The 20791-nt window shown below is 62.0% G+C and carries 20 protein-coding genes, 1 tRNA gene and 2 pseudogenes; 11 read left to right on the top strand and 12 right to left on the bottom strand.

The genetic code is table 11. The annotated features are described in order from the left end of the window. Nucleotides 1–82 precede the first annotated feature (82 nt). Both QN358_RS15785 and QN358_RS15780 read left to right on the top strand, forming a co-directional pair. Nucleotides 83–1777 (top strand): putative Ig domain-containing protein, encoded by a 1695-nt coding sequence (locus QN358_RS15785; RefSeq protein WP_323512921.1) that lies wholly within the window; start codon nucleotides 83–85, stop codon nucleotides 1775–1777. 48 nt (nucleotides 1778–1825) lie between these two features. Further along, a tRNA-Ser gene (locus QN358_RS15780) sits at nucleotides 1826–1910 on the top strand. Nucleotides 1911–2010: 100 nt separating this feature from the next. Here the strand turns inward: QN358_RS15780 and QN358_RS18915 are convergent. Then, on the bottom strand, nucleotides 2011–2457 hold the full coding sequence (locus tag QN358_RS18915) for a MarR family transcriptional regulator (RefSeq protein ID WP_161580458.1): 447 nt from the start codon (nucleotides 2455–2457) through the stop codon (nucleotides 2011–2013). 151 nt (nucleotides 2458–2608) lie between these two features. Here QN358_RS18915 and QN358_RS18910 point away from each other — a divergent pair, with 151 nt between their 5' ends. Then, on the top strand, nucleotides 2609–3172 hold the full coding sequence (locus QN358_RS18910) for a YbhB/YbcL family Raf kinase inhibitor-like protein (RefSeq protein WP_416352011.1): 564 nt from the start codon (nucleotides 2609–2611) through the stop codon (nucleotides 3170–3172). Nucleotides 3173–3745: 573 nt separating this feature from the next. On the opposite strand, the pseudogene QN358_RS18905 reads toward QN358_RS18910, so the two are convergent. The 5 genes and pseudogenes from QN358_RS18905 to QN358_RS15760 form a co-directional block, all read right to left on the bottom strand. Then, nucleotides 3746–3943: pseudogene (locus QN358_RS18905) on the bottom strand (DUF4265 domain-containing protein); the annotation flags it as partial. Between the two features lie 798 nt (nucleotides 3944–4741). Continuing rightward, complete coding sequence (locus QN358_RS15775) at nucleotides 4742–6604, bottom strand: right-handed parallel beta-helix repeat-containing protein (RefSeq protein WP_323512920.1); 1863 nt, start codon at nucleotides 6602–6604, stop codon at nucleotides 4742–4744. 145 nt (nucleotides 6605–6749) lie between these two features. Further along, complete coding sequence (locus QN358_RS15770) at nucleotides 6750–7646, bottom strand: carbohydrate ABC transporter permease (protein ID WP_201799335.1); 897 nt, start codon at nucleotides 7644–7646, stop codon at nucleotides 6750–6752. Then, nucleotides 7646–8590, bottom strand: a complete 945-nt coding sequence (locus QN358_RS15765) for a carbohydrate ABC transporter permease (protein WP_416352010.1) — start codon at nucleotides 8588–8590, stop codon at nucleotides 7646–7648. Before QN358_RS15765 ends, QN358_RS15770 begins: the two co-directional genes overlap by 1 nt. A gap of 3 nt (nucleotides 8591–8593) precedes the next feature. Further along, the gene (locus QN358_RS15760) at nucleotides 8594–9889 is read right to left on the bottom strand and encodes an extracellular solute-binding protein (protein WP_201799333.1); all 1296 of its coding nucleotides are present in this window, start codon (nucleotides 9887–9889) and stop codon (nucleotides 8594–8596) included. A 203-nt stretch (nucleotides 9890–10092) separates the two neighbouring features. Between QN358_RS15760 and QN358_RS15755 the strand changes: the two genes are divergently transcribed. The 3 genes and pseudogenes from QN358_RS15755 to QN358_RS15745 all read left to right on the top strand — a co-directional run. Beyond that, nucleotides 10093–11181, top strand: coding sequence for a LacI family DNA-binding transcriptional regulator (locus QN358_RS15755; protein WP_323512919.1), 1089 nt, complete (start codon nucleotides 10093–10095; stop codon nucleotides 11179–11181). Next, nucleotides 11153–12088 (top strand): D-isomer specific 2-hydroxyacid dehydrogenase family protein, encoded by a 936-nt coding sequence (locus QN358_RS15750; protein WP_136643164.1) that lies wholly within the window; start codon nucleotides 11153–11155, stop codon nucleotides 12086–12088. The genes QN358_RS15755 and QN358_RS15750 overlap by 29 nt, the downstream gene beginning before the upstream one ends. A 205-nt stretch (nucleotides 12089–12293) precedes the next feature. Next, a pseudogene (locus QN358_RS15745) lies at nucleotides 12294–12959 on the top strand (Gfo/Idh/MocA family protein); the annotation flags it as partial. Between the two features lie 134 nt (nucleotides 12960–13093). Here the strand turns inward: QN358_RS15745 and QN358_RS15740 are convergent. Together QN358_RS15740 and QN358_RS15735 are read right to left on the bottom strand one after the other, a co-directional pair. Next, nucleotides 13094–13519: a low affinity iron permease family protein gene (locus QN358_RS15740; protein WP_237280484.1), complete on the bottom strand. Its 426-nt coding sequence runs from the start codon at nucleotides 13517–13519 to the stop codon at nucleotides 13094–13096. 79 nt (nucleotides 13520–13598) lie between these two features. Further along, nucleotides 13599–14150: a DUF2127 domain-containing protein gene (locus QN358_RS15735; protein WP_323512918.1), complete on the bottom strand. Its 552-nt coding sequence runs from the start codon at nucleotides 14148–14150 to the stop codon at nucleotides 13599–13601. A gap of 285 nt (nucleotides 14151–14435) precedes the next feature. Here QN358_RS15735 and QN358_RS15730 point away from each other — a divergent pair, with 285 nt between their 5' ends. Continuing rightward, nucleotides 14436–14936: a DUF6069 family protein gene (locus tag QN358_RS15730; protein ID WP_136643168.1), complete on the top strand. Its 501-nt coding sequence runs from the start codon at nucleotides 14436–14438 to the stop codon at nucleotides 14934–14936. Between the two features lie 88 nt (nucleotides 14937–15024). On the opposite strand, the gene QN358_RS15725 is transcribed toward QN358_RS15730, so the two are convergent. After that, nucleotides 15025–15519, bottom strand: coding sequence for a TetR-like C-terminal domain-containing protein (locus QN358_RS15725; RefSeq protein WP_237280480.1), 495 nt, complete (start codon nucleotides 15517–15519; stop codon nucleotides 15025–15027). 233 nt (nucleotides 15520–15752) lie between these two features. On the opposite strand from QN358_RS15725, the gene QN358_RS15720 reads away from it, so the two are divergent. After that, nucleotides 15753–16565: an MFS transporter gene (locus tag QN358_RS15720; RefSeq protein ID WP_323512917.1), complete on the top strand. Its 813-nt coding sequence runs from the start codon at nucleotides 15753–15755 to the stop codon at nucleotides 16563–16565. Here QN358_RS15720 and QN358_RS15715 read toward each other — a convergent pair. Both QN358_RS15715 and QN358_RS15710 read right to left on the bottom strand, forming a co-directional pair. Beyond that, the gene (locus QN358_RS15715; protein WP_136643171.1) at nucleotides 16546–16935 is read right to left on the bottom strand and encodes a VOC family protein; all 390 of its coding nucleotides are present in this window, start codon (nucleotides 16933–16935) and stop codon (nucleotides 16546–16548) included. The genes QN358_RS15720 and QN358_RS15715 overlap by 20 nt on opposite strands. 76 nt (nucleotides 16936–17011) lie before the next feature. Continuing rightward, nucleotides 17012–17719, bottom strand: a complete 708-nt coding sequence (locus tag QN358_RS15710) for a helix-turn-helix transcriptional regulator (RefSeq protein ID WP_323512916.1) — start codon at nucleotides 17717–17719, stop codon at nucleotides 17012–17014. 42 nt (nucleotides 17720–17761) lie between these two features. Between QN358_RS15710 and QN358_RS15705 the strand changes: the two genes are divergently transcribed. Beyond that, nucleotides 17762–18628 carry a sigma-70 family RNA polymerase sigma factor gene (locus QN358_RS15705; protein WP_323512915.1) on the top strand — a complete coding sequence of 289 codons (867 nt, stop codon included), beginning with the start codon at nucleotides 17762–17764 and terminating at the stop codon, nucleotides 18626–18628. 59 nt (nucleotides 18629–18687) lie between these two features. Continuing rightward, a complete protein-coding gene (locus QN358_RS15700) occupies nucleotides 18688–18924 on the top strand; it encodes a hypothetical protein (RefSeq protein ID WP_136643174.1) in 237 nt (78 codons plus the stop codon). An 18-nt stretch (nucleotides 18925–18942) separates the two neighbouring features. Here the strand turns inward: QN358_RS15700 and QN358_RS15695 are convergent, their stop codons facing one another. Beyond that, entirely contained in the window at nucleotides 18943–19407 is a 465-nt protein-coding gene (locus QN358_RS15695) for a hypothetical protein (RefSeq protein WP_323512914.1), read from the bottom strand. 339 nt (nucleotides 19408–19746) lie between these two features. On the opposite strand from QN358_RS15695, the gene QN358_RS15690 reads away from it, so the two are divergent. Continuing rightward, nucleotides 19747–20791, top strand: a 1045-nt coding sequence (locus QN358_RS15690; RefSeq protein ID WP_323512913.1) for a sigma-70 family RNA polymerase sigma factor, incomplete at its 3' end; no start/stop codon positions are given.

The following is a 20791-nucleotide window of genomic DNA, read 5'->3' as shown; positions in this document are numbered from 1 at the left end:
GAAAACCTCAGAACCAGAGATATGCTCACCCTCATCGGGGGGTCGACAGATATCAGAGCAGTCAAGTTCAGGGGTTTCCACTATGAATCGCAGATCATTGTTTTCCATTCCCGCCATCACGGCGCTGGTCGCACTCGGGTCGGTGGCCGCAGCCGCCAGTCCGATGGGTGGCGTCAGTGAACAGCCAAGAAGGGTCGCGCCAAGCGCGGCCCTTCTTGCGTATGTGGGGTCAGGCGCGTCGCCGCGGGCGATCGTCTCAACCGGGGGAGGTGGGTTCGTCACGGCCGATTACGCCACCAACGCCCTCAGCTTCTTCGGGGCCGACGGCACCCCGAACACAGTGGTCGGGGTGGGCGGTGTTGTCGGCCTGGGTGCCGACGCGCATCCGAAATCCGTCACCCGCACCGACGACGGAACGTTCTACACCGCGAACTGGGGCGCCCACAGCATCAGCCGGTTCCAGCCCGGCAGCGATTCAGCGCCGACGACGTTTGACCTGAAGCCGGGCACGAACCCCGCGGCACTCACCCACGACACGGCGGGCAACATCTTCTCGGCGAACACCATCGGTGACTCCGTCACCCAACTCACCCCGGGTGGCGGCCTCACCGTGACCTTCGCCAGACTCGCAAACCTGTCGTGGCCAACCGACATCGTGGCCGACAATCACGGCAACCTCTTCACCGCGAATTCTGGCACCGACACCGTCTCGAAGATCACCGGCACGGGCGTCGTGACCGACCGATTCGCCGTACTCGATCCCTGGTCGCGCCCGACGGCCCTCGCCATCACCCCCGACGGCATGCTCTTCGTCGCCAACGCCGGCGAGAACATCGTGACCGAGTTCGACACCGCTGCCTCCGCGCCCGCCGCCGGCCTCAACACCTTCGCACTGCCCGACGGGTGCAGTCCCACCACCCTCATCTCCGACGCGCGCGGCAACATCTTCGTCGCCTGCCCGTCTACCCGAAGCGTCAGCATGATCCCCGCCGGTGCCTCCAGTGCCAGCTTGCCCGACACCATCCTCACCCTCCCTGCGTCGGTCGGCCTCGCGGGGCTGACCCTCACCCCCGACGGCACCCTGCTCGTCGTCGCCCCCGACCAATCGGCCGTCTACGCTCTGCCCCTCGCCCCCGTCATGACCACCTCAGAATTGCCCGCGGCCACCGTCGGCACCCACTACGAAACCACCGTCTCTGCGAACGGGGTCGGTACCCTGTCGTTCACTGCTCCGGATGCCCTCCCGGCCGGCCTCGGCCTCGACGCCTCATCCGGAGTCATCTCGGGCACCCCCGCCCTCGCCGCCACCTCGACGTTCACCGTGGTCGCCTCGAACCCCGTGGCGGCGTCAGCCCCGCAGCACTTCACCCTCACGGTGAACGCGGCCGCGGGCATCCAGACACCCACACCCACACCCACATCGACAGCACCCGCTGGCCCGACCGGAGCAGCAACCCCGCCGCCAACACCCACCCCGTCGTCGGCCGGAGGCGGGGCCACTCCTGCCCCTTCGTCAACGTCAGGCACGGCTCCTTCTGGCGGAGCCGGAGCCCGAGCTGATGCAGATGCAGGCACGATCACAGGCGCAAGCGTCGCGACCCGCGACCGCGTTCTCACGGCCGCAGACGGCGCTGCCTCGGCCACCGCAACATCAGCTCTCGCCGGCACCGGGGCCAACGTGCTCATCACCGCCGTCGGTATCGCGCTCGCCGCGGCCCTGCTGGTGCTCGGGATGCTCGCACTCGTCTCCCGCGCACGCCGCCGCCGAATCGGCTAGCATTGTGGCTTGTTCGCTTGCCGGCGCTTCGGTGCCAGCGGTGAGCTTGGAGGGCTGTCCGAGTGGCCGATGGAGCCAGTCTTGAAAACTGGTGGGCAGAAATGTCTCGTGAGTTCGAATCTCACGCCCTCCGCAGAAAAAATAGCTGGTCAGAGAAAGATCTGTGCTGTTCGGGCCAACTCGGTTCGGGGGAGTGGTCGCGACGCCTCGAGTGCCGGTCACCGAAACGGCCTCTAGGACTCCGCAACTCTATTGAGTAGTTCGAAAGCGTGCGCAATGACTCTCTGATCTTCAGGACTGAAGTTCTCGAGCTGAGCGTCGAGCCAGGCATTTCGCTGCGCACTGTTCGCGAGAGCGACTTCGGCACCCGCAGCGGTCGCAGTGAAGAGTACTTTTCTGCGATCGTTCGGGTCTGGCGATCGCACGGCATAACCAGCAGAGGTGAGCCTGTTCACGCTTTGAGTCATAGAAGCAGGGGCGACTTGAGCCATCTCGCTCAACTCGGTCAAGGTGCGTGGGCCGTGCTTGTGTAGATACGTCAGAACTTCGAGCGCGGTGTCTCCGAGCGCTCCATCAACTCGTTCACTTCGGAAACGTCGATAGAGGCGTCCGATAGTTGAGCGCACAGTGGCGCTCAGATCGGCTGTCGCGGCGCTATCCGAAAGGTGTCTTGTATCCATTTTCATCATTCATTAGTGTAACTAAATGAATACCTTTAGTATAACTAAAAAGCCGCAACTTGGTACGGGTGGTGGACCTATCATTGCGGCGGCAATCGCGAGCACTATGCCTCCTTGATTCGCCACTAGACGCACAGAAGAAGAAGAGCCCATGATCAATCCCGTTGGACGCGCACTTCGCAATCGACGGGCGGGACACCACACTCTTGTTTGGGCACAACCAGATGTCCAAGCACCGGAGAACTTCACCCTAACCAGTCCCGCGTTCGAGTATGGGAGTCCCATACCTGAGCACCATCGTGGCCGGATATTTGCGGCGAACATCTCACCAGCACTCACCTGGACAACGCCTCCCGCCGGAACGGAAGAACTCGTTTTGATAGTGCAGGATCCGGATGTTCCGGGAAAGTGCCCAGCCACTCACGACCTGACGGTTGGCATTGACCCGTCACTCAAAGCAATTCCTGAAAACGCTCTGACGAACCCGAGCCCACTTAGTGGCGTGCGACATGGCAAGGGCCCGCTCGGTCGACTCGGCTGGGCAGGCCCCGCGCCGATCCCATCTCACGGGCCGCATTCCTACGTTTTTCAGATGTTTGCTCTCAATCGGCGCACGACCCTGACCGAGAAATTCACGTTGGCCGAGTTACGGGATGCGATGGCAGGACACCTGGTCGGCCGAGCGCGACTCGACGGAACCTACGAAATTCGGTGACACGGAGCCCAGGAATCTCCAACGGGCACAAGCACGTTCCCAGGTTTGACTCCTAGATTCCACGTCTCAACCTGACGTGACTGATGTGGTCATACCGGTGCATTCGAGGCAAAGTGCTCGATGACAGGGAAATAAACTGAGACTGACTCGTTAACAACCTCTCGCAGCGGCTGAAAGCGTACCGAAGGCTGTCCGGCCCGCGTGCGGTACCTCGTCATCCATTGGCCCCACTATCGCTCGTTGTCGGGAGTGAGCATCCCGGCAGCATCCGTCGGCCCCTCGCGGAAGGCGATCGTGGTGGGTTCGTCTGGAATAGGCACTGCACTGAGCGTGAAAGGTAGCGAGACGTCGCAGATTGTGAGCCCACCAGGGTGCCTGAGCACCTGGAACCCATCGCCGGGCTCCACCTCGCAGCCCCTCACGTCTGCTGGACCGGCCAGCCACTGAGGCATCCGCAGCCGAATGTCGAGAGGTGCCTCCTCGTCGGAGCTCGCTTCGATCCGCATCCGCAGCGCTGAGGGGCGATGAGCGTCTCCGGCGTCTGCTGCATTGGCGTCGGGACCGACATAGTGAGATTTCGTCTCCGATGGAGAGACCGGCGGCGAAGAAAGGCGAGTTCTGTAGTTGGTAAGTTCCGGCCGGCAGTGGAGCAGCCCAAAGCCCCTCAGAGGTGAACGAGGGCCATCCATTTGATATCTGACCGTTGCGCCTGAGGTTCTGAAGCGTTTGATCCTCGCAAGAGCCAAAAGGACTTAACCCGGACAGCGACACATGAGATGAGGAAGGGCTGTGAAGGATCGTATCGAGGTGCCTGATGTGCGATGAGCTCTTGTGTTAAAAGCTGCTGTGAGAATAGCCACGACACATCCTCGAGGGGGTCGGGCCGTGAATTTCGCTGACGACCACTCGCACAGGGCTGGCGTCAGTAAGGATGAGATGTACAAGTCTGAGAGTCTCGCGGGGCCGATGGTTTGTTTAATCCGGGTCCGCCCACGCTGGAAGCGAAGGAACGCGTCTACGCCAAGCAACACCCACCGGTAAGAGCTGCGACACGCAAGCCGACGCACCCATCGCCAGGGACGGCGGAAGCCCCGACAACGTCGCTGAACGCATTGCAACCTTCCACCATCTCGGCGACATGACACCTTCTGCGAGGTAGTCAGAAACAATCTGGATGCGCACGTGGGAAGTATGGGTGCACGCCATCGACCTCGGAAACGGCGCCAGCATTCATGACCCACCTGACGATCTCATCGACGCGTTACTCCGCGACGTGCTAGCTTCATGGGCCCGGGGACGTGCGAGCGAGCAGCTACCTCCTATGTTCTCAGAGCCATTGGCCGGGCCGATCCTGCAGATGAGGCTCCCGATCAAGCCGATTCGATCGTGGTTCGTGGGCTCGCCGCAAACCTAGCAAGTTGGGCAACTAGCCGAAGCAACGGCAGCGAGTTCCTCTCCGAAAATGACACCGTGCCCCCCGCCCCGGGTTGACTGTGAAATAACCGCTTGCACATTCACGAAAGCACAGAGGGTGCACAGAAGGTTCGTGCTCTCAGCCACTGCGACTGATTACCAAATTCGTGTTCGGTTCAGTCCGCTCGTTAGCGGTGCGATGGGACCAGGCGGGTAGCTGGACCCGTGCTCTTTCTGCACGCCGTTCACGTCGATGAGAAAAGTCGCCGTGCTCCCGTCGCGCTCCTCGAAGTCGGCGTCGACGAATCGAACTTTAAGCAGATCGTGGCCCGAGACGGTCTCGACTTGGGCGACGTCGAACTCGGGCGGCAGATCGCTCGTCAAGTAGACATGACCGTCGGCCTCGATGATAGCGGCGCTTGCCGGCCCTTTCAAAACGATTGGGTTCGCTTCCAGCTCGTATGGTTCAGCGCCGGCTGCGTAGGTGTTGTCGCGGACGTACACAGGTTGTTTCGCGCCGGCGAAGCGTTCGTGGTCGCCGCGGGTAGGGTCGTTGACCATGGCGAGGTAGTCCGCCAGGTGGGCAGGGTGCCCGTTGTATCCAGCTAACCCGAAACCAGAGGTACCGTGCCCGTGGGATGCGTCCGCCCCGTACGGTTTTGCGGGGCTGCTGCCGAGGAAGAGATTTCCGATGTGCCGGTCGTCGCCACCGAGGATGGCGGCATAGCCGGCGACCTGGGTACTGTGTGGCACGTGATAAGGCGTTGGGCGTTCAACTACAGGCTCGAGCAGCACGCTGCCGAGAACGAGGTTGTTCACAAACGCGCCGCCCTGGCTGAAGATCTCGAGCGATGCGGAGGAGCCAAAAATGTTGTGTTCGACAAGGTAGGGGCCGTGGCTTACCTCGACAAAGAGATCCCTGCTGTTGTTGTACAGGACGTTTCGGGAGAGTCGGGTGCCCTGCGTCTGCCAGTCCAACCAGATACCCAAGGACGTGTCGTGGATGCGGTTGTGCCGGATGATCACATCAATCGCCGCATGTAGTTTGATGCCGCCGATCTCGTACCCGTAAAATTCGCGCTTTAGCGCGATGTTGTAGATGTGGTTGTCTTCGATGGTCGAGAATACGCAGCCCAGGTGTCCGACGATGCCGTTTTGACCGCAGTCGTATATTGTGTTCCGACGGATGAGGTGGGAGCCGACATGTTCGCGGTCCCAGCCGATCTGGCGGGCAGAAAACACTGATTCGAGCTGGTATTGGTAGCCGGGTTTGTCGCGGCGGTCTGTGGCGAAATTGTGGCCGGTGGTCTTTTCCTTACCTATTGAGATCGCGGAGCATTTTGCGTCGTGGATGATGTTGTCCTCGATCACCCATCCTTTTGCCCAGTTCGGTCCGATCAGACCCGGCTGGTCGGCTGTCGGAGGAGTCCACGGGCTGGCAGACTGGGAGAGCTCGAAGCCGCGTACGGTGATGTAGTCGAGGTGGTGTTCGGTTGGGTAGAACACTGAACGGCGTACGTTGATTTCGACGAGTTCGGTGTTGGGGTTTGCGTTGTGAAAATTTGCCCAGATGGTTGTGACGTCCTCGTCGACTTCGGCGTACCACACATAGCAGGTCTGTGCTGGATCGTTGATCGTGGTTGTGGTTGCCGTCCAGTCGTCAACGACCGTTGTTCGTCGGGTTGGGTTGGACACTTCCGTGTGGCTGAGGACTTCGTAGAAACTCTTTCCGTTGAGGTACACGTCGCCGAGGTGTTTCTTCGGTGAGTCTTCGGCGGCGTAGACGATCCAGTCGCCGTTGAGTTCTTCAGCGAACGGATTGAAGGTGCCGAAAAAGGCGTTCGGTATGACCGCCTTCCAGACCGTCCCGTGCTCGTGCTCCCACGAGTTGATGTGTTCTGAGCCGGTGATGATGACGTGTTCGCCGGCTGCGGCTTGGTAGGTGATCCGCCGGATGTCGCTGGAGCCACCGAACTGGGGTTTCACCCATTCCCGGTAGATACCATCGTGGACGATCACGGTGTCTCCCGGGCGGGCTCGGGCGGCAGCCTGGTTGATCGTGCGGAGCGGAGAGTCGGCGTGGCCTGGGGATGTGTCGGAGCCAGTGGTTGCGACATGGAAGATGGTAGTCATATTGAGGTGGTGGTCCCTTGGCGGTGTGGTGTTATTTTCCGAAGCCGGCGGTGAGGCCTGCGAGTAGCTGTCGCCTGCCGAAGATGTACAGTGCCAGGATCGGAAGGGTGGACAAGACGACGGCAGCGAGCACGGCGGGGATGTTGGAGGTGAATTCGCCTTGGAACGACCAGAGCGCCAATGGCAGCACTCGCTTATCGGGGCTTTGGGTGAGAACGAGGGGGAAGATGAAGCCGTTCCAGACGTTCAGTCCGTCATAGATCGCTACCGTGGTCAGCGCCGGGCGGGCCAGCGGCAACACCATCGTGGTGAGCATCTTCCAGTTCGACGCACCGTCGACCCGCATCGCCTCGTACAGCTCGTTGGGGATGTCGCGGAGGAAGTTCACCAAGATGATAATCGAGAGTGGCAGCGAGAATGCGACGGAGGGCAGGATCAGTGCGATGAGGCTGTCGTAGAGTCCGGCGCGGGTGATCATCAGGTAGATCGGGATAATCACTGCTTGTAGCGGAATCGCCAGCCCGAGCAGGAACACCGAAAACGACAACCGCAGTCGTCTGCTGGTGAGCGAGCCGCGAACGATCGCGAAGGCTGCCATCAACGCGAAAGCGACTGCGAAGGCGACACTGACAAGCGTCACGATCAGGCTGTTGGCGAAGTAGGCCAGAAAATTGTTCTGCAGCACCAGCGCATAGTTGTCCAGCGTCGGTGACGCGGGGGGCAGCAGGGCGTTACCGGAGAAGAAGTTGGTCTGGTTCTTCAAGCTGGTGATCACGACGTAATAGATCGGGACGATGGCGATGAGTAGCCAGATCGTGGCCGTGATGCCTGCCGGGATATTGGGGAGCACCCGGTTTCGTTTTCGCCCCCGTGGAGCTGAGGCCAATCGGGTTGTGGGGGTTGTTCGGGCGGGGGCGGCGATGGCCATCATGCACCTTCCAATTCGCTACTCATCTTTGAGAATCCGGAGAACTTCGTCAGCCCGAGCGATAGCACCAGGCCGAGCACGACGAGGATCACGGCGAGGACGCTCGCGAGTCCCATGTTGTAGGACGAGAACCCGGTCAGGTACATGTCCAACGGGAGCAACCGGGTTGAGGTGCCGGGGCCACCGCCGGTCAGAACGAACACGATGTCGAAATAGGTCAGCGATCCGACAAGCATCAGGGTTGAGGACGTGATGATGGTGTTCCGAAGCTGCGGGAGGGTGATGTTGAAGAACTGTGCCATCCGGCCCGCCCCGTCGAGAGTCGCCGCCTCGTACAGACTCTCCGGGATCTGCCTCACGCCGCCCTGATAGAGCAGGGCATGAAAGGGGACGAACTGCCAGGCGATGATGAACACCACCGTGTAGATGACAATGTTCGGGTCGCCCAGCCAGTTCTGGGACAGCCACGGCACGCCAAGTGATTGGCCGAGACCGAAGTTTGGATCGAGCAGGGACTTGAAGGCGATCGCGATCGCGGCCGCAGAGATCAGTAGGGGGATGAAGAAGAAAACCCCGTACACGGCCCGGTATTTTTGTTTCCCGGCGGTGAACACGCCCAACAGAAGCGAGATGGGCGTCTGGATGATCCAGCTCAGTGCCATCACCTGCAGAGTCAGCCCGAGCGAGTGGTACGTCTGCGGGTCGTTGAATGCATTGATCCAGTTAGTGAGCCCGCTAAAGTTGATGGCGTTCAGGCCATCCCAGTCGGTGAAGCTCAGCCCCGCGACGATGACGAGCGGAACGATCGCGAACCCGACGAACATGATCAGCGCGGGAGCTGCGTACCAGGCGCTCGGAGCGGCGGTTCGAGTGGCGTTGTTCGAGGCATTCCGGGGGGTGCCGGCCTGACGTTCGGCCAGCACCCCGGTGTGCGTTTCGGTCATGATCTATTTGCTCGCAGCGGTCATCGCATCGGCGAACTGCTGGGGGGTGCTCTGCTTCAAGAACACCAGGTCAAGGTTCGTCAGCAGCGCGTCAGCAGCGCTCGGGTCGATTGCCTGATCCCAGGACAGAGTGAAGTTCGCCGCGTTCTCTGACATCTGATAAACGTCCGTCAGGAAAGAAGCGTTCGCGCTCTTCGCGATTTGCGCATCCAGCCCAGTGATCGGCGGCACACCGCCTGAGGAGAGCAGCCCGGCGATGTAGGTGTCGGTCATGTTCCCGCCTGTGAGGTAGCCGGCGGCTGTGGTCTGCTGGTCCTTGGATGCGTCGGCGGAGATCGACCAGTAGTTGGAAGCGTTTCCGACGACGTTCGACGCGTCGCCGGTGCCACCCGTGACGGTGGGGAAATCACCCCAGCCGAGGGTGTTCGCCGAAATGAAGTCGGGTGCTGCGGTCTGGATCGCGGCGTATCCCCAGGCGCCTTGCAGGATCATCGCCGCCTTGCCGGTGTACATCAGGGCGAAGTCTGCGCTGCTGTCGGTGGCGACGGATTGGAACCCGTCCACGAACCCGCCGGCGTCGACGAGTTGCTGGATCATGGTCAGCGCCTGAATAACCGACGGGTTGGACCACGCACCAGCCTCGCCGTCCTGGATGGCTTTAAAAGGGGTAGGACCGCCGATCCGGTCGGTGAGGTACTCCAGCCACATCAGTTCGGGCCACTTGCTCGCACCGCCCAGCGAGAACGGGGCGATTCCTTGCGCGCGGAGCGTTTTGACGTCGGAGAGCAGCTCGTCCCAGGTGGTCGGAGCACCGGTCAGGCCAGCCTTGGCCATCACATCTTTGTTGAAGTAGATCAGGGCCGGTTGCACAGTGTTGTTAGGCACCGCGTAGAGCTTGCCGTCGACCTCGCCGTTGGCGGCGATCGCCGGGAATACTTTGGCTGTCAGCGAGCTGTCAAGCGGCACAAGTTTGTTCGCGTCGACATAGGATTTCAAAACCCCGCCTCCCCACGTCCAGATCAGGGTGGGGGAGCTGCCGGAGCCGATCGCTGTTCGTATCTTCTGCTTATACGCGTCGTTGCCGAAGAATTGGACGTCGACTTTCTTGCCCGTATTTGCAGCATTCCAGGTATCAAATGACGCCTGGATGGTTTTCTGCTGCCCGGTCAGTGCCCACGCGCTGGCGTTCCCGGTGGAACCCCCGCCGGGACCCGACGTGCCGCACGCGGTGAGAGCTAACGCTGCGGCGGTGAGCAGTGCCACGCCGAGCGTGGCGCGTTTTTTTGCTGTGAGCTTCATTGCTCGTCCTTTCGATCAGTGTGATGGAAGGAAAACATTACGAAAGTTTTTACGACCGTATTGTCTTCACGGCACAAATTTGGTCGATTAGACCCATAGAGTCAAGCAACATGCTCGCGAAAAACTTTCGCGGCACGTATGTTGACGGTGAGAGGATGGGGCGGCTAGAAATGGTTCAGGCAAAGAACGAGAGCGAAGAGTCAGTGACGATAGAACACGATCTCATCTCCGAGAGGAGAAAACCGGCCAGGCGAATCACCCTCGCCCGGGTGGCTGACGAAGCGGGTGTCTCGATCGCGACGGCATCCAAGGTAGTGAACGGGCGAACCGGGGTGGGGGAGAGTACCCGTCGTGACATCGAACGAGTTGTCGAGGAACTCGGTTACGTCGGAGTCAGCGAGCGAGAACGGCCTGTCAGAGGGCTCCGGGAGCCCCTCGTGGAGATCGTTATCGATTCCCTGAAGAACCCGTACGCGTTGGCGTTGCTCTCAGGCGCGATAGCCGCTGCCGAATCCGCGAAGGCCGCTGTCGTCACCCGGAGACTCGGCGCACTCGCCACCGAGTCTCCGATGAAGTGGGCGCAACGTTTGGCCAGAACGGGGCGGGTCGGGGTGATTGAGGTCACGTCCGAGTTCTCCGCCGAACGAGAAGCCGCTCTTCGATCTGTGGGACTTCCTGTTGTGCTGGTCGACCCGATCGATGTGCCCCGAACCGCGACCGTGAGCGTCGGCGCAACCAACTGGGCCGGCGGCATGGAGGCTACCCAACACCTCATCGACCTGGGGCACGAGAACATCGCCTATATCGGCGGTCCAACCGGGGCCGCCTGCGATGTCGCCCGAACGCACGGCTACCAAGCAGCTATGCACCAAGCTGGGCTGCCCACGAACCTCGCGGAGATCATTCACGGTCCGTTCACCTTCGAACAAGGACTCGAGGCCGGAATCACCATCCTCGCCCGGCCCCACCGCCCCACCGCGATCTTTGCCGCAAGCGACGTCACTGCACTTGGCGTGATGGAAGCAGCCCGCCGACTCGGTATCGCAATCCCGACGCAACTCAGCGTCGTCGGGTTCGATAACACCATGCTCGCCCCTTCATCGGCACCGCCGCTGACAACGATCCATCAGCCTGTCGAAGAAATCGGCGCCACCGCCGTCGCCACCATCTTCCGGCTCGCCAGCGGCGAAACACAGCCCACAAAACGAGTGGAACTGGCGACACACCTCGTCGTCCGCGACTCCACGGCACCACCACCACGGCATTCAGAAACGAGCATTCACCATCGCTGAAATAGCCATCGCACCGAACCCAGAGCGCTGGCTCGTCAACGCCCTCTACGACGCCGGGATCAGTGCCGGAACCCTAGACGAAGACAGCCGCGGCCTGATCTGGCTCGGATTTCATGACCCCGACGGGCTCGCCGCCGCGCTCACCAGAGCCCCGAACATCGAATGGGTCCAACTCCCCTCGGCTGGAGTCGACGACTTCGCCCTCGCCGGACTGCTCGACCACAAGATCATGTGGACCTCGGCTAAAGGTGCCTACTCGCAGCCCGTCGCCGAACACGCCCTCGCCCTCATCTTCGCGATGCTCCGAGACCTGCCAATCCGGGCAAGAGCGCATGACTGGGGCAAGCCTGCCGGTACTACGCTGCACGGAAAACGCGTTCTGATCGTCGGCGCAGGCGGTATCGCGACAGAACTTCTCCGCCTCCTGGCCCCCTTCAACAACCACGTTGTCATCATCCGCAGAACGCCAGCACCTGTCCCCGGTGCACAGCAGACAGAACCCTTCGAAAGGCTCAGCAATGAACTCGCCGAGGCCGACATCGTCGTGCTCGCGGCCGCCCTCACCCCTCTAACTCGAAAACTCATCGCAGCACCAGAGCTCCACACAATGAACCCCGGCGCAATCCTCATCAACATTGCACGCGGCGGACTCATCGACCTCGACGCGCTAACGACTGCCCTTGCGGATAAACAAATTCGCGGCGCCGCCCTCGACGTCACCGAACCCGAACCGTTGCCCTCCTCCCACCCTCTCTGGAAAGAACCCCGCGCGCTCATCACACCCCACACCGCAGACACCTGGGACATGATCTGGCCACTACTTCAAGAACGCATCATCAGCAACGCCAAACACTTTCTCGCCGGCACCGACATGCGCGGCCAGATCAACCCTGCGGCCGGCTACTAGAGCTCATATTCACCCAAGTCGCCAGAACAGTGGGAAACGCGCTGGCAAACCGACTCGATGTTCCATTTGTCGACGGCGGCAGCCTGCACACCAAGAGAAACATCGCGAAAATGCACTCTGGCGAACCACTCGACGATACCGATCGTGGCCCCTGGCTAGAAAGCATCACCCTGTCAGGAAGCCCCGAGCTGATCGCAGACCGTCTCGGCACCACCCCGCGCTTGCTCTGGCGAAACGATTCGTCGACGACGGCCGCATCGGTACCATTCGTCATGTTCGTGCCCAATACCTGCAGGACTGGCTCAGCGATCCGCTCGCGCCGCTCACATGGCGGCTCGACCGGCAGAAGGCCGGATCCGGCGCTCTCGGTGACATCGGGGCACACAGCATCGACACTGCCCAATGGATGACCGGGCAGAGCATCGACGCTGTCGCGTTCACCGCGGAGCTCAGCGGCGGTGCGCTCGGCGTGTTCGAGGCCACGCGGCTGGCTCTCGGCCGACGCAACGCCAACCGCATTGAGATCAACGGCGACCGAGGGTCGGTGGCCTTCGACTTCGAGCGTATGAACGAGCTCGAATACTTCGACGGCACGGATGCCGAAGATTCCGAAGGCTTTCGACGCATCCAGGTGACAGACCCCGTTCACCCTTACGCCGCCCATTGGTGGCCGACCGGCCATGGCCTCGGTTATGAGCACCTCCTTACCCACCAGGTCGTCGATCTTGTGACAGACATCAGCGGTAGGCGGCAGCCGTCACCCTCGTTCGCTTCTGCGTTGCAGATACAGCGTGTGTTGGCAGCAGTGCAACTGAGTGCTGCCAACGAGTCCCGTTACACGAAGGTCTCGTTGAACACAGCGAAGAGATGAGCGCCACCATGACCAGACCAGCAGGCTGTCTTCGTACCTCGCCTGGGTCGATCCGCGCCGCGGCGACGGTGGTTGCGAACAGCATCGATGCGCGGCGGAATAGGCGGTGAGGGGAACGCATCGAAGAAGGTGCGTCAGTCGGTTCGCCGAGCTTCCAGTTTTTCCCGTGTAAGGGCATCGTGTTTTGCGCTGAGTGGGTGGCTGCTCAGAAGGCCGCTGTCGTCGATGGCTTTTTCGCGGTCGCTGAGGTTGAGTTCGGTTAGCGCTTCAAGTTCAGCATCGGGTGCTTCCTCGACCGCGATGAGCCGCTCGTCTGCTCCGGGCATTGCTCGGAGGATCTCGTCGAGTTTTCGTTGAGTCGCTGATTGTTGCCGGGATTGGGTGTGCTGAATGGCGAACACCATGATGAAGGTCACCGACGAACTCACGACATAAAGCGCGTTGTCCCACCAGTCGGGAAAATTGGTGAGGATGCCGAAGATGACCCAGGCCAAGATCGATGCGGTCGCGAAGAGACCCGCGGCGGAGTGTGAGCTCGCCTGCCCGATGGTGTGGAGCATCCTGCTTGCCCGCGACCTCGATGCAGGAGAAGTCGCCGTAACGCGGTACCCGAGGGTGTCGTAGGGGGTGTTGGTCATTTCAGTTGGAGTCACTTCGAGCAGGCACGTTCGGTCTTGCGACGTGTGATTTGAGTTCGCGATATTCGCGCCACACCAAGTAGATGATCACGACGTCTAGAGCGGTGAATATCGCCATCGAGAGAGTTGGCGTCGTGACGAGGGCATAGACCTGATACGCCAGAAACACTGTCAACACTGAGAGTGCCCACGGGTATGCGCGGTGAAACCGCTTCAACAGGCAGTAGACCAGAGCGATCTTGACGACGCCGTGCACGATCAGGAAGGCAGTGAGAAATGTCGAGTTTTGATGGGCGAGTTGTGAATCGAGATGGCCGATGTTGCTTGCAATGAAGAGGTGAGCAGCGGTGTGGCCCTCGTTGGCTTCGTTCACGATTCCGGCGAGCAGACCGTGAACGGCTGCCGGTGCGAGCCAGAGTAAGAGTCCGGCCAGTAGCTCGACGGCCCCGTCGACACCCTTCACGATCACTGCAAGAAAGTAAAATCGGTCGAGTATCGAACGCCGACGCGGTGCGTGTTCGGTGTCTGTCAGCGGGGGTGCGGGGATGACCATGTATCCACGGTAGGTAGACCCCTGGCCGGTGGCGTCCCCCAAGGGGATGAACACCGCTACATACATCGAATGACATAGCTGGACCATCGTGGTCTTCTCATTCTGGGTACGGATACCCGCGGTGAGGCAGGGTCGGGTGGAGATGCTGGCTGCTCCTTTGCGGGCACGGTCATCCTTCAGGATGATGTCAAGATCACCCGTCGGTCTGACGACAGCCTTGCGGGTGAAGCATACGGTGGGTGCTGTCACGCCGAAGGTGCGCGTGCCTCAGACAGGAAACTCGTTGTGACTAACGTCTCGCACAATGAACCGGCCAGACAGTCAGGCAACCGGTTGATCACCGCCCTCCGACTTGATTTTCCGGCCGGCAAAAACCAGCCGGGCCTAGCGCGGTTCATCATCGCGACCGCCGTCGCCGTTGCCTTGTCGCTGCTCGCGTGCGCCGGACTCGCTCAGCTCGGTGTGGTTCTCTTTCCCGCGACGAAAGGGTACGAGCACTATGGGTTCGCCGACTACGGAAAACTCACCATCATCGGAGTCGTGCTGGCCTCTCTTGCCTGGCCCGCGCTCACGTTGATCAGTACCCGGGCGCAACGACTATACGTTGGGCTGGCGGTGATCGTCACGATCGTGGGATTCGCGCCCGATGCCTGGATCCTCTATCAAGGTCAACCTGCCGACGCCGTCTTCATCTTGGTGCTCATGCATCTCGCTCTGGCCCTGATAACCGTGCTGGCATTGATGTTCATCGCCCCACAGCACCCCGCACGCCGAGCCCTCCAATAATCCTCGAAGAATTGGGTGGACCCAGAAATGGGCCTGGATCGTCGTATTCCCGGGACGGTGAGAGAGGCGCCACACGGCGCAGGCCTGTTTAGTGCAGACGGTTCCCGTCGGGGGAGGCGATGCCTCCGAGCACGCTCAGCACGATTCGCTCGGCCAGGCCGGCGTCGATCGGTTGGTGGCCGAAGAGTGCTCGGTAGTAAAGCGGTGCGGCAAGCAGATCCGGCGTGAGCTCCATGTCAATCGTTTTGTAGATTTCTCCGCGAGCAATTGCACGTTCGAGGGCGGCGCGGGTGCTGTTTCGGCGAGGCTCGAAGTATTCGCGAAAGAAAAAGGCCTTCAGTTCGCTGTCGCCTGCGAAATCGGAGACGAGACCGGGCAATGCGTTCGCGACCGAGGAAGAGGTGAGGCCGTCGGCAAGGTTTGAAATGCCGGCGAGGAGATCGCAGCGCACACAGCCAGTGTCGAGAGTGGGCGTGGTGCCCAGCACCGAAATCAGCGCGTGTACGACGACGCCGGGCAGGCTGTTCCACCGACGGCGCAGCGCCGGTTTGCTCGTGCCGGCGGTGACCGCGATGGCCTCCATGGTCAGGGCGGTGTAGGGCCCTCGGCCGAGAAGTGTGAGTACCGCCTGCGTCGCTCTATCATCAATGGTCTTGTCACGCGGGCGACCGCCTGGCGCGGCACGCGCGGGGTGTGGTGCGGCATCACTGTGCTGTTGCGATATGACTCGACGTTAGCGGAGATTCATTGCGTTCCGAAGCGGAACGTTGCGTGAGGTGCGCGATGGATTAACAGCTGAACCGGATGCACGCTGAGGTGCCTTGGCAGGTCGACTCGAGCGAACCCTTCGCTGAGGTGGCGGCCGGCAGCGGAGGCCTGTTCTCCCGCAGGTTTCGCGCCTTCACTGTCGGTATTCTGCTGAGCGTCGGGGTGGTGGCGTTCGAGTCGCTCGGAGTGGCAACCATCCTGCCGGCCGTCGCGACCGAGCTCGGAGGGTTGGGCGGATACGGTTGGGGGCTCTCGGCGCTCATGCTGGCAAATATTGTCGGCACAGTGGTCGCCGGCACAGACATCGACCGCCGGGGCCCCGCCCGCGCAGTATTCATCGGAAGTCTCGTATTCGCCACCGGCTGTCTCATCGCCGGCCTTGCTCCAGAATGGTGGGTCTTCGTTGTCGCCCGCGTGCTCCAAGGGCTCGGTATTGGCGCGATCATGGCCTACGCGTACAGCCTCGTCGGCATCGCTTACCCAAGCAGACTGCAACCGGCCATGTTTGCTTTTCTCTCTTCGGTGTGGACGATCCCTTCGCTGGTCGGCCCCGTATTCGTCGGTCTCGGCCTCGCCGCGGGCGCACTTGCGTGGACAGCCGGTTCGTTTGTGCAGGCACGCCTCGACGCGGTCGATCCTGGCCGCCGCGCGCGGTCGGTCAGAATCGGCTTTCTTGCTTTGCTCGGTGGCGAGATCACGATGGGTGCAACGATCGCACTCCCTGAAATGTGGGTGGGGTGGGCGATCATCGCTCGTCTCGGTGACACCTCGGTCGCGTTCGGCACTGTGTTCGGGATGACCGCGGCATTCGGTCTGTTCGGCACGCTCCTCGCGGGTCGACTCACTGAGAAGCAGAAGTGACCGCCGGTCTGGAGAAGAGGTTCACGAGGTTACCGTCAGGGTCGCGAAACAGGGTGGAGCGGTTGCCCCACGGCATGGTGGTGGGTTCGAGCACAATGTCTTCGAGCACGTCGTGCAGCCGAACGAACTCCGCGTCGACGTCGGTGACGAGGTACTCGATGATGATCGTGTCGTTGCTACCCGGCTGTGGTGCGTGGTCGCCGAGCATCGCGACCGTTGCCGTGCTGGCGATCGCGAGGGTTCCCGTTGCCGTTCGAATTTCGGCGAAAACAGGTGCGGGCCGCACGGCGACCGTTTCGGTGACAGCCTCGTAGAAGCGTGCGAGCCGGTCGACGTCATGAGTGATGATTCGAATCGATGCGAGGTTCATGGGTTCCTTGTCTGTCGGGCCGCGCGGCCAGACGAGTCCATCCTGGGCTGACCGAGCGACAACGTACTGTCGGCGTTTAGAGCGATTCCTCGCCTGTGCCCACTCTTCGCAGCTCTCCGTACACGATGCCGAGGTCTTGTGCGCTGAGCGGGCGTCGCGGTGGTCGCTCAGCGAGAGACTCCGCCGTGCTGATGCGGTCGCCGCGGAACGCGCGAAGGCCGTTACGAAGGCGACACCAGGCGATCAGGTACCAGTCACTGCCCTTCCCGACGAATCCCATGGGTTCGACGTGCCGTGAGGTGACAATTCCGTTGCGGTCGCTGTAGGCGATCTGCAGAACGTGCCCGGCTCGGAGCGCGTCAGCCAACTCGCGCGGCGCCTCATTCGACCGGTGCTCACCGAGCAGGTGGATGCGGGTCGCGAGAAGCGCAGTCTCATTCAGACGGCGATCGTCGGTTACGGCGACAACCTTGCGAAGCGCCGACGCCGCCGCTTCGCGGAACGGGCTGGTGGCCAGAGCGCCCAGGGAGATCATCATGGCGAGCGCCTCGTCGACAGTGAACCCCAGGGGCGCCAGAGTGTGCGCCGGGTCAAGGCAATATCCTCCCGCGCGGCCCGGCTCTGCCCAAATGGGTACTCCACCCTGTTGCAGCGCCGACACATCTCGCTCGATGGTGCGGGAACTGACACCGAACTTCTCGGCGAGCCACCGGGAACTCCTCGGCCGCGGTGCCACGGCCCGCAACTCCTCCACGAGTGCGTAGAGTCGATCGGTGCGAGTCACACCTAGACCCTAGTTGCGAGAGCGAACGTTAGGCTTGAGCACGTGGAGCCAGCCCAGTCTTTCGAGCTCGAACGCCCGCGGTTGACGGCCATCGCGGCGCGGCTGCTCGGCGATCGACACGAGGCCGAAGACATCGTGCAGAAGGCGTGGCTGCGCTGGAGCGAAGCCTCGACTGAGGTGATCAGTCTGCCCGCGTGGTTGACGACGGTCACCACCCGGTTGTGCCTCGACAGGCTGCGCGCGCGCATCCCTTTGCCGGCCGAGACTCTCGATGCGGTCGCCGCCGGCCACGACGATCCGGCGACGACCGCAGAGCGGGCTGAGTCGGTCGGCCAGGCGCTTCATGTCGTCATGGCGAGGTTGACCCCGAACGAGCGGGTGGCATTCGTTCTCGCCGACACGTTCGGGTTTGACTTTGTGAGCATCGGCGAGATTCTGGATCGCAGCGCGGCAGCAGCGCGCCAACTGGCGTCGAGGGCGCGAAACAAGGTGGCGAGTGCCGAGCCGGATGGCCCTGCATCTGACGCGCAGGTTGTGGATGCCTTCATGGCCGCGGCCCGCGGCGGCGATCTCGAACGCCTGCTCAATCTGCTTGCCCCCGATGCAGAGGTGAGCGCCGACGCCACGGCGATTCTGGCGGGCACGCCTTCGTCGATTCGCGGCAGGGCTGCGGTCGCCGAGTTCTTCAATGGCAGTGCTCGTGCGGCGCTGGCTGTGTTCATCGACGGCCGGGCGGGTGCGGCCTGGTTTCAGCAGGGCACGGCGAAGGTGGCCTTCGATTTCACGGTCGTCGAGCACGAGGTGCAGGGCATTGTCTTTCGGGCCGCCCCGGCGACGCTCCGGCAGGTCGTGCCACGAAAGGCAACCCTGCCGAGAAGCCCAGATACGAACTCGCCGTCACATTCGTGACTGCTGATTCGTCAGGAGAGTGAGTCGTGCCATTCTGGCGCCTCGTGAGGAGAACCGAAATGAAGACCATGACCTGCCGCCAGCTGGGCGGACCGTGTGATGAGGCCTATGTCGAAGCGACCGCTGACGACGTGATCAAGGCGCAAGACCGCCACCTGAAGGCGGCAGTGAAGGCCGGCGATGCGACCCATGCTGAGGCGCGCGATGCGATGAAGGGCCGATGGATGCACCCGAAGAAGTCCATGGACTGGTACTCCGGGGTCAAGCGCGACTTCGCGGCGCTTCCCGAAAGTTGATCGGCGAGGGGCGGTGACTCAGAGCTGACCCAACACCGCCGTGCTGAGCGCTGACCTGTCCCACAGTTCGACGTAGTCGCGAAAGATCGGAGAGTGCCTGCGAGGTTGGCGAAGCCACGTGCGGAGTTGTGTTTCGAAGTAGTCGAAGAGGGCGGGCTGGAGGCCCCCGTTCATCGAGTCGCGCCGAAGCTCGCTCAGCATGTGCTCCGACCAGTTCGACGCCGCATCTGCGCCAGGCAGGCCCGAAATGCGCAGGCGCAGATTCAGCCGTCTGGCGGTGAGGCCGGCCGCGGCGCGCTCACTCACCGAGAGAAACTGCCAGATCGTCGCTACATTGCCGGCTTCGATGAGTGCGCAGATGAGCGAGCGCCGAGCCATCACTTCACGGCGACGGGCAGGGCGGTCGTTCACGTGCAGCACGATGAGCACGGCGAGCAATACTGCAATCACAGCGCCAGCGGCGGCGGCGAAGAGAGTGATCATGGGGCGCTCCTGTCGTTGAATGCGCGGCAGGCCACGAGCCTGCTCTGCCTAGGAAGACACCGATTCACCTATTGAGATTGCGATTGCCACAAAGATTCCCCGAAACCGGCGATAGTTCTCGTGTCTGAGCATGACGACCCCTTGGATGGACTGCTGCGACTGCTCGATCTCCGATGCCCGTACCCGCAACATGTGCTTCCGTAAAGGAAGACCCCCCGTTCATCGTTTCGTGACGCGGCTACGAAAACTTTCATTTGCGACCGCATAAGATGCGGCGCGCCGACGAACCCGATAGCGTGAGGGTCGGGGGGCCTACTACCGCGCCTTTGGGGGCTGACCGTGAAACACGCCTACGACTCTGAAGCCATCGACCAGCTCCACTCCGACATCGACCTCGTCGCTCTGACGCGCGACGGAGACACTCGGGCGTTCGCTGAACTCTGGGCGCGGCACGCTGGTGCTGGTCAAGCGTTCGCGCGAGGATTTTCGAGCTACGACGCAGAAGATCTCACTATCGAAGCGTTCTCGAACATTCTCGCTTCGGTGCGCGCCGGTGCTGGTCCGACGGCAGGGTTCCGCCCGTACCTATTGACTACGATTCGCAATGTCGCGCGCAACTGGTCTCGAATAGCCGACCCGATCACGACAGACGAACTTGACCACGTTGCCGACCCGGCCACCGAAGAGGCCGCTGAACTTGCGGCACTCGACGGCGGAATCACGGCCACCGCCTTCAGGTCGCTGCCGACCAGGTGGCAAGAGGTTCTCTGGTACTCCGAGGTCGAAGCGATGAAGCCACGGGAGATCGCACCGCTTCTGGGGATGTCTGCGAACTCGGTTTCTGCGCTCGTCATCCGCGCGAAAGCAGGGCTTCGCGCTGCCTGGGTTCAGGCGCATCTGAAGAAATCGCACGATCCCGCGTGCGCGGCCGTCGCGGGCTTCTTCGCCTCATGCTCGCTCGGTAGCCTGGCGAAGAAGAACGTCGATGCGGTCGACCGGCACCTCGCGGTGTGCGAGCGGGATTGCGTGATCGTGCTCGAGGAGGCCAGTCACGTCAGTTCGATGCTGGTACTGGTTCTACTGCCCCTTGTCACCGGTGTCGCCGGGGCCGGGGGATATCTGGCCTACACGCAAGCCGGCGCGCACGCGGCGGTGTCTGCTTCGCCCGTTTGGACCACCGGGTCGGTGCACGCCATCCCGGGCGGCTCGAGGGCCCACCTCGCTTCTGCGACAGTGAAGACCCCGGTGACCAGGGTGGGGCTCGTCGCCGGTATCGCCGTTGTCGCAGCGGTTGTGATCATCGGGGCATCTGTGACGTTCGCGCTTATTCTCGGCAGCTCGGGCAGAGTGAAGACGGCCCCAGACCTGTCTCTTATACACATCT

Source organism: Subtercola sp. RTI3 (assembly GCF_035018625.1).
Taxonomy (GTDB): Bacteria; Actinomycetota; Actinomycetes; order Actinomycetales; family Microbacteriaceae; genus Subtercola; species Subtercola vilae.
This window is presented reverse-complemented; position numbering and strand designations above follow the sequence as displayed.

What these genes read in the sequence shown, in the direction of transcription:
- QN358_RS18910 (WP_416352011.1), top strand. Translation starts at nt 2,609, where the DNA reads ATGATCAATCCCGTTGGACGCGCACTTCGCAATCGACGGGCGGGACAC.
- QN358_RS15760 (WP_201799333.1), bottom strand. Translation starts at nt 9,889, where the DNA reads ATGAAGCTCACAGCAAAAAAACGCGCCACGCTCGGCGTGGCACTGCTC.
- QN358_RS15765 (WP_416352010.1), bottom strand. Translation starts at nt 8,590, where the DNA reads ATGACCGAAACGCACACCGGGGTGCTGGCCGAACGTCAGGCCGGCACC.
- QN358_RS15715 (WP_136643171.1), bottom strand. Translation starts at nt 16,935, where the DNA reads ATGAACCTCGCATCGATTCGAATCATCACTCATGACGTCGACCGGCTC.
- QN358_RS18915 (WP_161580458.1), bottom strand. Translation starts at nt 2,457, where the DNA reads ATGGATACAAGACACCTTTCGGATAGCGCCGCGACAGCCGATCTGAGC.
- QN358_RS15695 (WP_323512914.1), bottom strand. Translation starts at nt 19,407, where the DNA reads ATGATCACTCTCTTCGCCGCCGCCGCTGGCGCTGTGATTGCAGTATTG.
- QN358_RS15735 (WP_323512918.1), bottom strand. Translation starts at nt 14,150, where the DNA reads ATGGTCATCCCCGCACCCCCGCTGACAGACACCGAACACGCACCGCGT.
- QN358_RS15770 (WP_201799335.1), bottom strand. Translation starts at nt 7,646, where the DNA reads ATGGCCATCGCCGCCCCCGCCCGAACAACCCCCACAACCCGATTGGCC.
- QN358_RS15700 (WP_136643174.1), top strand. Translation starts at nt 18,688, where the DNA reads ATGAAGACCATGACCTGCCGCCAGCTGGGCGGACCGTGTGATGAGGCC.
- QN358_RS15785 (WP_323512921.1), top strand. Translation starts at nt 83, where the DNA reads ATGAATCGCAGATCATTGTTTTCCATTCCCGCCATCACGGCGCTGGTC.
- QN358_RS15725 (WP_237280480.1), bottom strand. Translation starts at nt 15,519, where the DNA reads ATGGAGGCCATCGCGGTCACCGCCGGCACGAGCAAACCGGCGCTGCGC.
- QN358_RS15740 (WP_237280484.1), bottom strand. Translation starts at nt 13,519, where the DNA reads ATGCTCCACACCATCGGGCAGGCGAGCTCACACTCCGCCGCGGGTCTC.